This is a genomic window from Carnobacteriaceae bacterium zg-C25, assembly GCA_017945845.1.
Classification (GTDB): domain Bacteria; phylum Bacillota; class Bacilli; order Lactobacillales; family Aerococcaceae; genus WM01.
In genome coordinates, this window is the sequence record CP072828.1 from 239,562 (window position 1) to 253,610 (window position 14,049).

11 protein-coding genes and 1 rRNA gene are annotated in these 14,049 nt (G+C 38.9%); 9 read left to right on the top strand and 3 right to left on the bottom strand.

Annotated features, from left to right (window positions below; all coding sequences use genetic code 11):
• Window positions 1-27: 27 nt before the first annotated feature.
• Together J7S27_01190 and J7S27_01195 are read right to left on the bottom strand one after the other, a co-directional pair.
• On the bottom strand, window positions 28-2,478 hold the full coding sequence (locus J7S27_01190) for a MucBP domain-containing protein (protein ID QTU83169.1): 2,451 nt from the start codon (window positions 2,476-2,478) through the stop codon (window positions 28-30).
• Between the two features lie 190 nt (window positions 2,479-2,668).
• Window positions 2,669-2,899 carry a hypothetical protein gene (locus tag J7S27_01195; protein QTU83170.1) on the bottom strand — a complete coding sequence of 77 codons (231 nt, stop codon included), beginning with the start codon at window positions 2,897-2,899 and terminating at the stop codon, window positions 2,669-2,671.
• Window positions 2,900-2,967: 68 nt separating this feature from the next.
• Here J7S27_01195 and miaA point away from each other — a divergent pair, with 68 nt between their 5' ends.
• From miaA to J7S27_01235, 8 genes are all read left to right on the top strand, one after another.
• Complete coding sequence (gene miaA, locus J7S27_01200) at window positions 2,968-3,888, top strand: tRNA (adenosine(37)-N6)-dimethylallyltransferase MiaA (GenBank protein ID QTU83171.1); 921 nt, start codon at window positions 2,968-2,970, stop codon at window positions 3,886-3,888.
• A complete protein-coding gene (gene hflX / locus J7S27_01205; GenBank protein ID QTU83172.1) occupies window positions 3,867-5,123 on the top strand; it encodes a GTPase HflX in 1,257 nt (418 codons plus the stop codon). The genes miaA and hflX overlap by 22 nt, the downstream gene beginning before the upstream one ends.
• Window positions 5,120-6,238, top strand: a complete 1,119-nt coding sequence (locus J7S27_01210) for a cysteine desulfurase (GenBank protein QTU83173.1) — start codon at window positions 5,120-5,122, stop codon at window positions 6,236-6,238. The genes hflX and J7S27_01210 overlap by 4 nt, the downstream gene beginning before the upstream one ends.
• Window positions 6,239-6,313: 75 nt before the next feature.
• Window positions 6,314-6,961 carry a dTMP kinase gene (locus J7S27_01215; protein ID QTU83174.1) on the top strand — a complete coding sequence of 216 codons (648 nt, stop codon included), beginning with the start codon at window positions 6,314-6,316 and terminating at the stop codon, window positions 6,959-6,961.
• 17 nt (window positions 6,962-6,978) lie between these two features.
• On the top strand, window positions 6,979-7,308 hold the full coding sequence (locus tag J7S27_01220) for a cyclic-di-AMP receptor (GenBank protein QTU83175.1): 330 nt from the start codon (window positions 6,979-6,981) through the stop codon (window positions 7,306-7,308).
• On the top strand, window positions 7,274-8,239 hold the full coding sequence (gene holB, locus J7S27_01225) for a DNA polymerase III subunit delta' (protein ID QTU83176.1): 966 nt from the start codon (window positions 7,274-7,276) through the stop codon (window positions 8,237-8,239). Before J7S27_01220 ends, holB begins: the two co-directional genes overlap by 35 nt.
• A gap of 5 nt (window positions 8,240-8,244) precedes the next feature.
• The gene (locus J7S27_01230) at window positions 8,245-8,562 is read left to right on the top strand and encodes a DUF972 family protein (protein ID QTU83177.1); all 318 of its coding nucleotides are present in this window, start codon (window positions 8,245-8,247) and stop codon (window positions 8,560-8,562) included.
• A 53-nt stretch (window positions 8,563-8,615) separates the two neighbouring features.
• Window positions 8,616-9,770, top strand: a complete 1,155-nt coding sequence (locus J7S27_01235) for a serine hydrolase (protein QTU83178.1) — start codon at window positions 8,616-8,618, stop codon at window positions 9,768-9,770.
• Between the two features lie 170 nt (window positions 9,771-9,940).
• Here J7S27_01235 and J7S27_01240 read toward each other — a convergent pair whose 3' ends face one another.
• Entirely contained in the window at window positions 9,941-12,073 is a 2,133-nt protein-coding gene (locus tag J7S27_01240) for a DUF1460 domain-containing protein (GenBank protein ID QTU83179.1), read from the bottom strand.
• 413 nt (window positions 12,074-12,486) lie between these two features.
• Between J7S27_01240 and J7S27_01245 the strand changes: the two genes are divergently transcribed.
• A 16S ribosomal RNA gene (locus tag J7S27_01245) occupies window positions 12,487-14,041 on the top strand.
• Window positions 14,042-14,049: the final 8 nt, after the last annotated feature.

Here is a 14,049-nt window from a genome sequence, read left to right on the forward strand (position 1 = left end):
TATCCAATCCCATTTTTGTATATATCATTATTTGCGTTTACGACGAAGTAATGCGCTGATGCTCAATGAACTAATACCCAATAATGATGTAAGACCAGTTGCCAGCGTACCAGTTTCTGGTAGTAATGGCTGTTTGTCTGTTGCCGGTTTATTTGGTTTTGTTTCGTTCGTCATTTTATCAGGTTTTACTGTTGGCGTTGGTTGTTCTGGCTTATCAGGTGTTGCCGGTGGCGTTGGTTGTTCTGATTTATCAGGTTTTACCGGTGGTGTAGGTTTTTCTGATTCGTCAGGTTTTACCGGTGTATCAGTAACAATTTTTTCGTATAGATAGGTCACCATGTGTTCGCCTGCAACAACACGTCCTGATTCATCTAAGCTACCTGCTTTGATACCGACTAAGCGATAAGAAGCACCGTTGTAATCAATTGTATTTTGTTTAACTGTAGTAGCGTCATAAGTTGCGTTGCTTAATGTTGTTTGTGCATCAATGACATTACCTTCTACGATTTTTTCCGTTGTGCTTGATACTTCTACGTCATCGATTAAAGTAACAACAGGTGCAATACGATTTCCGTCTTTGTCCTCAAAAGCAACAGTTACTGTTCCTTTTTCAACAGTTGTTGTGCCTGTTTCTGGTGCGTATACGTATACGACGTTAGTTTGAGCAGATGTGATGGTACCACTTTCGTTTCCGTCTGTACGAACTAAGTGATAAGTGATGTCGTCTACTTGTAATGTTTCTTGTTTTAATGGAGAAACATCATACGTTAATGTCCCTTCATTATCCATAACGTCTGCTTCTACACTAGGTGATAATGGTGTACCATCCACGGTAGAATAAGATACTCTAACAGATGGTGTGTACCCTAATGTAACAGGTGTTGCGGCATTCACTGCTTTAATATCTAAGAAAGCATGTAATTCTTGATTTCCCAATAAAGGTAAAGTGACATTTCCAACGGATGCGCGTACGACACCTGAAATAGAACCTGTAACTAATGTTGTTTCTGTACCGTTTGTCAACGCTAACAGTTGTGCGTCTTCATCAGTAATCGTAACAACGTTTGTTAATGGAGCAGTGATACCATGTGCTTCTAATTCACTAGATGAAAGTGTGCGGTAAGTCATGTTTGTTAAGATGGCGTCCGCTTTACTTTCGCCTTCTTTAGTAGGGATATTGTCTCCTAAAATACGTTCTGCATTTTTAGTACCATCGCCAAAGGTAATCGTATTATCGGTACGTAAAATAACACGTAAAGTTAATTCTTTGGCACGATTTGGATTATTCACACCAAAAACGACTTCACTTGATTTGTTGTTAATTAATGAACTAAATGCTAATTTATCATTTCCAAGCACTTGGTTTGTGTCTGGGTCGACAATATCCAATTTATTTTTGTCCCCGTCCATAATGAATAAAGGTCGCCATGCATAAGAATTGAATGCTAAGTATAGGCGTTCAGGTGTTGTGATTTTATCTCCCAATTTCACTTTTAAATCAACATAAGTGTAATCCGCTGCATTTTTATCGTTTGTGTTAAAGTCGTCAGTTGAAAATTTTGTGGCGTAGTTTCTAGAAAAGACAGGAATATACGCGTTGCTGGCTACTGGGTTATGATACATTAAAAGTGCCACTTTTTTGTTCATTTCAAATTCAGATTTTAGAACCACTTCATTTACAGTAGTGAAATTGTCTGTTTTTTTGTAGCGGTCAACAGTCACTTTATTTGTTTCATCTGATTTTTCTGGAACATTTTGTGTTGTTGGTAACACATCTTCAGCGGCTACATCTTTATTTAAATGGATTTTATTGTCGTTGTTGACATGATTGCTGACGTCTCCCGTCACTGTTCCACCAAGCCAACTGAGCATTGTAAAAATATTTGATGTATCAATGTTGATTTTTTCATAAACGGCATATAATTTAGCGTTCTCTGGGATACCGTTTGGGAAAGCTGTTGATATTTTATCAGTAGCTAAATATAATTTAGCGCCTTCTGGAATTTGTCCATTATCTAAAGGTAATGAAGACCAACCTAAAAAGTTGGTGCGAAGATGGTTGATTGACCCTTCGTGTTCCGTTCCGTTGCCAAGTAAATCGTCACCGGATGTAAATGTTTTAGGAAGATCAACGCCGTTTGTTAAATTTCGCTCATTTAATTGTCCCACCATTGTAACGGTACCGTTGTAATTGGCGACAGTTTCGTTAGCGTTTTCTGTTGAAGGAGTTGTGTCGGGTTGTGTTGTTTCGTTTGTTGAAGTGTTTGCGTCAGATGAAGCATTTGTGTCCTCTGTAGCATTTGTTGCCGATGGAGTGTTTGTGTCTGCTACTGTAGTTGATGCTTCGTTTGTCGCTGGTGATGTTTCGGTTGCGTAAACATTCATTGCTGCGTTATTAGCTAGTAATAAAGTGAATACACACGTGTACAAACTTCTTTTTAGCAATTTTTGCTTTTTACTCAATTGAGTGTCTGTCATAAAAAATTCCCCCTTTAATCATTAAAATACCATTGAATGATTAAAGTATAGCACCGTTTCTATTTGTGGTAAATAAAAAACCGCCAAAAACATTGTAAAATCAACGTTTTTGGCGAAAAAGCATCTAATTAATGCTCTGTAATTTCTCTTTGAGTGTTCATTTTTATAAAAAAGTTTATTTTAAGGTGTGCTAATCTTCATCTTTAATGTCAATATCTATTGGTATAGGGGTATCTAAATAGTCTTGATATTCCTTTAGTGCTTTTTCACGATATTTTAAAAATAGAGTAAATTGTGATTGGTTAATCAGCACTTCGTCATCAACAATATGAAAACGAATTTGACGTTCCCTTACTAAACGGACTACTTCATTAATCTCTATTTCTAAAAATTCGGCTGTTTGTTCAATCGTTAAGTACATACGAACTCCTAACATGTTTCATCATAAATATGGTATCATAAGATGAATGAATATTAAAGGTAGTGACTATGAAACAAAAATTATTAGTAATTGTTGGACCGACGGGCGTTGGTAAAACTGCACTCGGTATTGAAATGGCGAAGCGTTTTAACGCAGAAGTAATCAGTGGTGATTCAATGCAAGTGTATCGCAATCTAAATATTGGTACCGCTAAAATTACACAAGAAGAAATGGAAAATGTACCGCATCATTTGATTGATGTACTCAATCCACAAGAAGTGTATAGTGCAAGTTTATTTCAGCAACACGCTACAGTGTGTATTGATGCCATTGCCAATCGTGGTGCTTTACCCATGGTGGTCGGTGGTACAGGTTTATATATTGAAGGGTTATTAAATGGTCTGACTTTTGGAGGGGAAGGTAGTTTTCAATCTGACATTAGAACGGCACTACAATTGGAATACGATACATTTGGTATTGAGCCTTTATTAAATCGACTACAACAAAAAGACCCACAGACGTATGAAAAAATTGATACGCATAATGTGCGTCGTGTCATTCGTGCGCTTGAAATTATTGAAGAAACGGGCGAGGCGTTGTCGCAACAAGAAATCGATGAGACGTATGACGCGTTTATTATCGGTTTGACGTGCGAACGTGAGAAATTGTATGAGCGAATCAATCAGCGTGTGGATTGCATGATTGAACAAGGTTTAATCGAAGAAGCGCGGTACGTGTTGTCGTTAAATTTAGATGAAAATACACCAAGTATGAAAGCGATAGGGTATAAAGAGTTATTTCCTTATTTGCGTGGAGAATTATCGTTAGAAGTGTGTGTCGACACGTTAAAGCAGCAATCGCGTCGTTATGCGAAACGTCAATTGACGTGGTTTAAAAATCGAATGAACGTCCGTTGGTTCGATGTGTTAAAAGATGATAAAGAAATCATAATGGAAGAGGTGAGTCAATGGTTGAACGCGTCTTATTAGTTGGTGTCCAACGCAATGAAAAAGATGAGCAGTTTGCATATAGTTTAGAAGAGTTACATCGATTAAGCGAAACGGCAGGCGGAGAAGTTGTCGGTGTTTTAACGCAAAAACGTGAACGGTTTGATTCGCGTACCGTTATCGGCAAAGGGAAAGTGGATGAACTCGTAGCTCTAGTAGAAGAATTATCGGTGGATACCATTGTTTTTCAAAATGAACTATCACCCAGTCATGTCCGTAATATTCAAGACCACGTAGATTGTAAGGTCGTTGACCGCGTACAATTGATTTTAGATATTTTTGCGTTACGTGCCCGATCAAAAGAGGGGAAATTACAAGTTGAATTAGCGCAGTTACAATATTTATTACCGCGATTATCGGGACAAGGAAAAAATATGTCGCGTCTAGGTGGTGGTATTGGAACACGTGGCCCCGGTGAAACAAAATTAGAGTCCGATAGACGACACATTCAAACACAAATTAGTGAATGTAAACGACAATTAAAAGAATTGGAAGAACACCGCTCACGCTCACGCGATAATCGGTTAAACTCGCCGATGTTTCAACTCGGGTTAATCGGGTATACGAATGCTGGGAAATCAACAATTTTAAACCGATTAAGTGATGCCAATACATACGAACAAAATCAGTTGTTTGCTACACTTGACCCATTAACGCGACAAATTGAATTATTGGATACGTTTCAAATGACCTTAACGGATACAGTAGGATTTATTCAAGATATTCCAACGCAGTTGATTCATGCGTTTGAGTCGACTTTAGAAGAAAGTCGCGGTGTGGATATGCTCATTCATGTCGTGGATGCATCTGCATCGAATTATACAAGTCATGAAGAAACGGTGTTGAAATTATTAAAAGAATTGCACATGGATACACTACCAATTGTTACCGTTTATAATAAAAAAGATAAAATGAACGCATTTTTCACACCGACTCAATTACCGAATATTGTGATATCGGCTATTGATAAAGAAGATATTACTAAATTGGAACAATTTTTATGGCATCATGTTCAAAAAGAACTCGTCGCGTATGATAAAGTATTTGAATTGGGACAAGAAGGGCAACTGACAAAACTCACGAATGAAACGTACGTTATCCAGTCAGATTTTGATCATACGACGTTGCAATATAAAGTGAAAGGTTTTGCTAAAGACAATACGCAATGGGCAAAACAAGTTCAACAAGAGGATAAATTTTGGGAGAAAAAAGAATGATTTATTTTGATAACGCTGCAACGACTCGTGTTCATGAAAGTGTACAGGACGTCTTTACACAAGTGAATACTAATTATTTCGCCAATCCAAACAGTTTGCACGCGCTAGGTGTTCAAGCGAATCATTTGTTAGAACGTTCCCGCGAGCAATTTGCCAACTTATTAAATGTGCCAAAAGGGACGATTTACTTTACAGGATCGGGAACAGAATCAAATAACACCGCTGTTTTAGGGAGTGCGTTTGCAAAACAGGGCAAGCACATCATTACGACCCAAGTCGAACACCCCTCTGTCACGAATACCGTTCGATTTTTAGAAAAAATGGGATACGACGTGACGTTTTTACCGGTTGATGAGTGTGGTGTCGTGGCGGTTGATGATGTGAAAAATGCTTTGCGAGACGATACAGTGCTTGTATCTGTTATGTGGGTAAATAATGAAGTGGGTGCGGTGCAGCCGATTGCACAAATTGCGACCCTTTTAGAGCGATACCCAACGATACATTTTCATGTAGATGCCGTACAAGCATTAGAACAGGTGTTAAAAGAAGGTATTCCAGAACGTGTAGATTTATTAAGTTTATCCGCACATAAATTTCATGGCATGCGCGGAGTAGGCGTATTATATAAAAAGTTAGGACGTGTCATTGAACCGCTATTGCACGGGGGTAATCAAGAACATAAATTGCGTTCGGGCACACAAAATACACCCGCTATTGTCGCGAGTGCAAAAGCGTTGAGAGAATATAAAGAAAATACAGCAACAACCCAGCCAATTAAAAGTGCACTTAAAGCGTATTTAAACACATTGGATAAAGTAGTTGTTTTATCCAGTGATGAGTCGGCCAATCACGTGCTTACATTTGCAATGCCGGGTGTACGTGGTGAAGTGATGGTGCATGCCTTAGCGGAAAAAGGCATTTATATTTCAACAACAAGTGCGTGTTCATCAAAAGTCAAAAGTAATCATCATACACTTTCGGCTATGGGTGTGGACAGTAAAGTATCGCAATGTGCGGTGCGTATGAGTTTTTCAAAAGATAATACGCTTGAAGAAGTTGAACAATTTAAAGTGGTTTTTGATGAATTGTATGCGCGTTTTTTAAAAGTTGTGTAATCAACAGAAATCCGTTAAACAAAAACACTTTTTTTATGGTAAAATGGAGTAAGAAATAATTTTTGGAGGCAATTGATGAGAGGTATTTTTGTAACGTTTGAAGGCCCAGAAGGTGCAGGAAAAACGACATTAATTCAGCAATTATATCCGGTTTTAGAAAAACAAATATCACGAAAAATTAAATTAACACGTGAACCGGGCGGTAATATGATTGCCGAAACGATTAGACAAGTTATTTTAAATCCGGCACATACACAAATGGACTCACGCACGGAAGCGTTATTGTATGCGGCTTCTCGTAGACAACATTTAGTCGATAATGTCATTCCCGCTTTAAACGACGGTGAAGTGATTTTGTGCGATCGATTTGTCGATAGTTCAATTGCTTATCAAGGGTATGCACGTGGTATTGGTGTTGACGGGGTTATGGATATCAATCACTTTGCAACCGACGGGATGCAACCCGACATCACGTTTTACTTGGATATTGACGTCACGATTGGATTAGAACGCATTCAAAAACACCGTACGAATGAAATGAATCGTTTAGACTTTGAGTCGCTGGAGTTTCATGAAAAAGTTCGCCAAGGTTATTTAAACATTGCGCAATCACAATCACATCGTGTTGTGGTGTTAGATGCAACGCAAACAACAGACAAATTAGTCGAACAGTGCGTGAATATATTGTTGCAACGTTTTCCAGAAATTTTTAAAACTTTATAAAAAGAGAGGTAATCGATATGAAATTAGTCATTGCAATTGTACATGATAAAGATGTTGTAGAATTAAGTAAAGCTTTAGTGGACGCAGGTTTCCGTTCAACAAAATTAAATTCTACGGGTGGATTACTACGCGCAGGTAGTACGACATTCATGATTGGTGTTGAAGATGACAGTCTAGATATTTTATTAGCGGTAATTAAAGATAATTGTTCACAACGTGAAGAGATGTTAATGCAACAATCAATGTTAGGTGTTGGTTTAGAAAGTTTATTATCTATTCCTGTTGAAGTAACGGTAGGTGGAGCAACAGTCTTTGTCTTACCAATTGAACAATTTACACGCTTCTAATATGAAACAACAACAAATTTTTAAACAATTGGTGAAAGCGTACCGAACCGGTACGCTTTCACATGCGTATATATTCCATGGTGGTCAAGGTGTAGGTAAAAAAGAATGCGTGCAACGTCTTGCACAAGCGATATTTTGCGAACAGTTGAACGATGACGGTGTCTGTGGTGTTTGCACGCATTGTCAACGCATTCAAAAAAATGAGTTTCAAGATGTGCAATACATTGAAGCGGATAATCAAACGATAAAAATTGATCAAATCCGTCAACTAAAAAATGATGTTTCGTTTTCGAGTATGGAGCATGATAAAAAGGTATACGTCATTTATGACATTGAAAAAATGAGCGTTCCAGCAGCGAATAGTTTGCTCAAGTTTCTTGAGGAACCGAATCAACAAGTTTATTTTTTGTTGACGACATCTCAAGTGGACGCGGTTTTACCCACAATACGCTCTCGAGCACAGTTGGTGGCTTGTCATAACCAAACGCGTGAAAGTATTCAATCGTTTTATCAAGAAAATGGATTGATGCAACAACAAGCGTATATTTTGTCGTATGTTTTGCCCGATACACAACTTGGAATGGAATTAATTGAACAAGACGATTTTCAGTCGTTTTATCAAGCGGTTGTGTCGTGGGCGATGCAATGGGTTGAAGGTGATACAAACGCATATATTGCGGTGCAAACAAAATTAGCACGTTATTTTTCCAATAAAGAATGGGTAAACATTGGATTGGATATTGTGATGACGGTTGTGCGTGATGCAATGTTTAGTCTGATGGTGCAACAAAGTACAGCACTGTACACCACTGTCCCTAAAAAAATGAAAAAGGGTGTAACGATTGATGCGATTGTGCAAGCGAAACGGATGCTTTCAAGTAACGTGTCGGCGCAAGTGTGTTATGAATGGTTAGCACTTCAAGTTAGGTAAATAAAATGAAATTTAATGATTGGTATGATGAATTTGAGTATTTAGAACAATCGACAAAACGCTCGGCGCAGATTGTTCAACAGTTAAAGAAGACAATTCAGCAGCTTTATGAGGATAATAATCGGTTAGTAATTGAAAATATGCATTTGCGTGAACGTTTAGATGCCTTGACGCAAGGCTCGGACGAAAAAACAACGATAGGTATGAATAACTTGGAAAAATTGTATCATTCCGGCATACATATTTGTCATAACTTTTATGGTGCAAAACGTGATGAAATGTGTTTGTTGTGTGAATCGTTGTTGTCACAACATCAAGATTAATTGAAGGGGTGAGTGATATAGATCGTCGAAATTTATGGCGTGTTGGCAGTGTTATGATTGTTGTTATCAGCTTAATTGTTGTTTTTCAAATGTTAAGAATGCCCTCTCCAAAAGTGGAGATGCCAACGTATACGTTAGGAACACCGGTTCCAACACAAGCAAAGTATTACTTGAATAATGTTTCGGATGCACAAAATGTTTCTGTAAAAAAAGAACAGTTTAAAGAAGGTGTACAAACGGTAGATGTCACGTTAGATAAAACGGTCTATCAGGTGAAGATTTCCGTCATTAAACCAAATTTAAAAGATATTACAAAAACAACAAATTTTGCGCGTGTGATGGCTGTAGGCGGTTCGTTAGAAACGCTATTTGGTTTATCTAGCGATTACGCAAATGATGCCAAGTTTTCTGTAGATTCTAAAACGTTATCTCCTGGAAAGCATACAATCACGTTAACGTTATTTGACCAAAGTGTTCAGCAACAGGTAGAAGTGGTGGATACATCAAAAACACCTGGGAATGTTGCGGTTAAGTATCCGGTTAAAAATGTTGATTTAGTCAGTTTGATTAAATCGTATTTACAAAATGAAAAGATTGATGAATCTTCCATAGCGATGGTGTATCAAAACTTAAATACAAAAGATAAAATTGCGTTTAATGAAACAAAAACCATGCTAGCTGCAGAAACAGCGTATTTGCCAATTGGCATGTTTGCTTTTGATGAAATAAAAGCGGGTAGTATTGCGCAAGAAAAGGTAAAATCGCTCATTGAAAGCATGGTGCTTGTATCGAGCTCTGATGCTTTTTCGCAAGCGGTAAGTGTATTAGGGGGGCGTGAAAAAGTTTATGCTGCTCTTAATACGTATGGGAAATCATCGGGTGTGACACAAACGATTTCTGCAACGAGTCAGCAAACAACGGCTGATTATTTAGCGCAAGTGATTCACTATTTGTATACACATCAAAATGATTATACTGATATGTTAAATTATATGAAAAGTGGGGATGCAAAAACGTTTATCTCACGTCATTTAGGGGATACACCGGTAGCGCATAAAACAGGGTATGTTGGCCAAGTAATCAATGATGTGGCGATTGTATATGAATCTACACCATATGCATTAACGTTACTATCCAGAGATATTACAGGTGTCCAATTTGTTGAAATTGCTTTTTTAATCAACGAATGGCATAAAGCAAATCAATAATTAAATTCGCTGTTACGTTTGAACGTAGCAGCGAATTTTTATAGGCGATGTCATGTTTAGGGAAGGTCATCAAATTTGGTTTTGCCCAAGGCAAACAATAAAATAAAAGGTGTTGGTAGCTTGTAAATGGGCTACCAACACCTTGTGCTATATAACGATAAGGTTAAAAATTATTTTTCTTTTCGCACAGACATAAAACCGACACTAAGTAATAGCATTAAAATTGCAATTGGTAAGTAGGTTACAGAACCTGTTTCTGGTAATGTAGTCACTTTGTTTTCTTGTTTGTTTTCTACAGTATTTTCTTGTTTGTTACCTTGTTCGGTTGCATATACAAGAGCGTATTTAGAAAAATGTGTTGTTTTAAATGTAACGTGTGTTTCCGTTTGAGTGAATGGAATCTCTTCTTTTGTTGTGCCATCTTCTGAAACGTAATAAACGTTTGTTACAGTGTTGCCTTTTGTTTTTGCAATAGTAACGGTAAAGTCACCTTGAACATTAACGCCGTTTTCCATCAATGTAATATCGTAAACTGATGCTAAAGCATTACCTAGAGCTTTAATTTCAGATTCAACAGGTGTTACGGATAAAACAGTATTAGTTGTTAAGTTGTTTGCAGCAACCGTTACATCGTTTTGTGTTAATTTCTCTACGGTGTTTGCTGTCGGTGCCGTTGGCATCGTTTCAACCGGTGCAGTTGGTTCTACGGCAGGTGGTGTTTGTTGCACAAAATCTGTCGTAGGTCTGAACACAACGATACCAATTGGACTCTTATACACGCCAAAGTAGTCAGTGATTTTTTGATCAATTACTTGACGGAATGCTTTTTGTGAAGAAGCGTGGCGCATATATGTGCCGTCTTCTTTTTGAATAATAATGCCACAGTGTGTAACGTCTAAACCAGGAATTGATGTACGCAATCCAATGTAATCACCTGTTTTGAATGTTTTTAACAATTCAGGAGTTAATTGGTCACGTGGAATGTAATTAATTTGACGTTGTTTTGGCAATAAACCTTTAATGTATACGCCTTTAGCGCCTTCGTTTAAATTAACCACATCAGATTTTACGATTGAAGCGTACTGAGGATCAAGTAATGCATCAGTAGCCAACATTTCATTTTCTGCAATCCAATCAGAGAAGAAATGTTTACGATTTAAATAAGTAACGTTTCCGTCGATGTAACGTACTTTGGATAAAGCTTGAGTAAATTCAGTAGCATTTGATGAACGTTTAAAAGCTTCTATATAATCAACAAAAGTAAAGCAGTCTAATTCGTCAACCGCTACAACCAAGTGTTCTGGTGTGTTAATATCTCCAACCAAACGATTAGCTACATAAGGAGTCGCTAAGAAAAGTTTAGTCAACGCGTCTAATTGCTCTTGTGGAGTTTTTGTTTCATTTTCTTTTAAAGTTTCAAAAGCTTTATTTAACAGTTGTTGTGAACTTTCTGTTGTTTGAATTAATGCAGGTGTTGCTTGTTTTTTGAATGTGGTATTTGAGCGGAACACTAAAATACCAGTTGGGCGTTTGTAGACGTCAAAATAATCAGTTAACTTTTGATCAATTACTTGTTTGTAAGCCGATTGTGAAGAAGCGTGACGCATATATGTGCCGTCCTCTTTTTGAATCACAATCCCACAGTGTGTAACGTCCAAACCGGCAATTGATGTGCGCAATCCAATGTAATCACCCGTTTTAAGTTTTTTCAATGTTTCTTCAGTTAAATTTTCACGAGGAATATAGTTGATGGTGCGTTGGCGAACAGCTAACCCTTGAATGTAAGGACCGTTTGCGCCTTGATTGATTGCTACATCTTCGGATTTAATGATGTCTGCATATTCAGGTTGTGCCAATACGTCAGTCGCAACAGTTGATGGTTCACTAAACCAATCAGAGAAGAAATGTTTTCTCTTTAAATAAGTGACTTCCCCGTTAATGTAACGAACATCACGTAAAGCAGAAATAAATTCATCAATGTTTGATGAACGTTTAAAAGCTTCTATATAATCAACATATGTAAAACAGTCAAGTCCGTTTAAATCTAAAACTAACTGTTCGTCCGTTGTTGCATCACCTACTAAGCGGTTAGCAACGTACGGTGTTGCTTTAAAGTAATTGCTGACTAAATCCAGTTTTTCTTCTTCCGAAGCGTCAGCGTTAGATTGTAGAAGCTGGAATACTTCGTTTGCTCGTGCTCGTGAAGCAGCATCGAACTGAATTTCATAAGACTGTGCGTGTACTACTGATGGTGCAAGCAATAGTGTAAGCACTAAAAGTACACTAGTAAAAAACTTTTTCATATTTTACCTCCTAAAATTGTAAAAAATTTTTATAAAATTACAAGCACAATATACCACAAACAGAAACCGTTTTCAATACAAAAGCAAAATAAATTTATGAGCGTAAAAATTTTATGAATTGTGTAAAAAATATAGTTTCCATCGAAAGTTAGTCCCGCAAACCCTATTAAAATAAAGGTTTTCAGAAAAAACGAAAAATAATGAAAAAAAGTTAAAAAAAAGGTTGACGGTTTCAGGTGAGTTTGATATTATAACTAAGTCGTCAAGACGACATAGCCCTTTGAAAACTAAACAAAGTAAAGACAAACCAAATGTGTAGGGATTATTAAGTCAATTAATAACCAAACAAAACAATAAATCGGATGAAAATTCGAACAAGTCAGTAATTTAAATGAGCTTTAAAAACTCAAATTTTTAATGAGAGTTTGATCCTGGCTCAGGACAAACGCTGGCGGCGTGCCTAATACATGCAAGTCGAGCGGGGTTGTGAAGAGTGCTTGCACTTTTCACGCTTAGCGGCGGACGGGTGAGTAACACGTGGGTAACCTACCTGCAAGATGGGGATAACAGTCGGAAACGACTGCTAATACCGAATAGTCAACACATTCGCATGAACGTGTTGGGAAAGGCGGCGTAAGCTGTCACTTGTAGATGGACCCGCGGCGTATTAGCTAGTTGGTGAGGTAACGGCTCACCAAGGCAATGATACGTAGCCGACCTGAGAGGGTGATCGGCCACATTGGGACTGAGACACGGCCCAAACTCCTACGGGAGGCAGCAGTAGGGAATCTTCGGCAATGGACGAAAGTCTGACCGAGCAACGCCGCGTGAGTGAAGAAGGTTTTCGGATCGTAAAACTCTGTTGTTAGAAAAGAACACCTCTTAGAGTAACTGCTAAGAGATTGACGGTATCTAACCAGAAAGCCACGGCTAACTACGTGCCAGCAGCCGCGGTAATACGTAGGTGGCAAGCGTTGTCCGGATTTATTGGGCGTAAAGCGAGAGCAGGCGGTTCCTTAAGTCTGATGTGAAAGCCCACGGCTCAACCGTGGAGGGTCATTGGAAACTGGGGAACTTGAGTGCAGAAGAGGAGAGTGGAATTCCATGTGTAGCGGTGGAATGCGTAGATATATGGAGGAACACCAGTGGCGAAGGCGACTCTCTGGTCTGTAACTGACGCTGAGTCTCGAAAGCGTGGGGAGCAAACAGGATTAGATACCCTGGTAGTCCACGCCGTAAACGATGAGTGCTAGGTGTTAGAGGGTTTCCACCCTTTAGTGCCGCAGCTAACGCATTAAGCACTCCGCCTGGGGAGTACGACCGCAAGGTTGAAACTCAAAGGAATTGACGGGGACCCGCACAAGCGGTGGAGCATGTGGTTTAATTCGAAGCAACGCGAAGAACCTTACCAAGTCTTGACATCCTTTGACCACTCTAGAGATAGAGCTTTCCCTTCGGGGACAAAGTGACAGGTGGTGCATGGTTGTCGTCAGCTCGTGTCGTGAGATGTTGGGTTAAGTCCCGCAACGAGCGCAACCCTTATTACTAGTTGCCAGCATTCAGTTGGGCACTCTAGTGAGACTGCCGGTGACAAACCGGAGGAAGGTGGGGATGACGTCAAATCATCATGCCCCTTATGACTTGGGCTACACACGTGCTACAATGGACGGTACAACGAGCAGCGAACTCGCGAGGGTAAGCGAATCTCTTAAAGCCGTTCTCAGTTCGGATTGTAGGCTGCAACTCGCCTACATGAAGCCGGAATCGCTAGTAATCGCAAATCAGCACGTTGCGGTGAATACGTTCCCGGGTCTTGTACACACCGCCCGTCACACCACGAGAGTTTGTAACACCCGAAGCCGGTGGGGTAACCAGTAATGGAGCTAGCCGTCTAAGGTGGGATAGATGATTGGGGTGAAGTCGTAACAAGGTAGCCGTATCGGAAGGTGCGGCTGGATCACCTCCTTTCTAAGGAA

Coding starts and splice junctions, on each gene's coding strand:
- J7S27_01190 (QTU83169.1), bottom strand. CDS start 2,478: ATGACAGACACTCAATTGAGTAAAAAGCAAAAATTGCTAAAAAGAAGT.
- J7S27_01195 (QTU83170.1), bottom strand. CDS start 2,899: ATGTACTTAACGATTGAACAAACAGCCGAATTTTTAGAAATAGAGATT.
- miaA (QTU83171.1), top strand. CDS start 2,968: ATGAAACAAAAATTATTAGTAATTGTTGGACCGACGGGCGTTGGTAAA.
- hflX (QTU83172.1), top strand. CDS start 3,867: ATGGTTGAACGCGTCTTATTAGTTGGTGTCCAACGCAATGAAAAAGAT.
- J7S27_01210 (QTU83173.1), top strand. CDS start 5,120: ATGATTTATTTTGATAACGCTGCAACGACTCGTGTTCATGAAAGTGTA.
- J7S27_01215 (QTU83174.1), top strand. CDS start 6,314: ATGAGAGGTATTTTTGTAACGTTTGAAGGCCCAGAAGGTGCAGGAAAA.
- J7S27_01220 (QTU83175.1), top strand. CDS start 6,979: ATGAAATTAGTCATTGCAATTGTACATGATAAAGATGTTGTAGAATTA.
- J7S27_01230 (QTU83177.1), top strand. CDS start 8,245: ATGAAATTTAATGATTGGTATGATGAATTTGAGTATTTAGAACAATCG.
- J7S27_01235 (QTU83178.1), top strand. CDS start 8,616: ATGATTGTTGTTATCAGCTTAATTGTTGTTTTTCAAATGTTAAGAATG.
- J7S27_01240 (QTU83179.1), bottom strand. CDS start 12,073: ATGAAAAAGTTTTTTACTAGTGTACTTTTAGTGCTTACACTATTGCTT.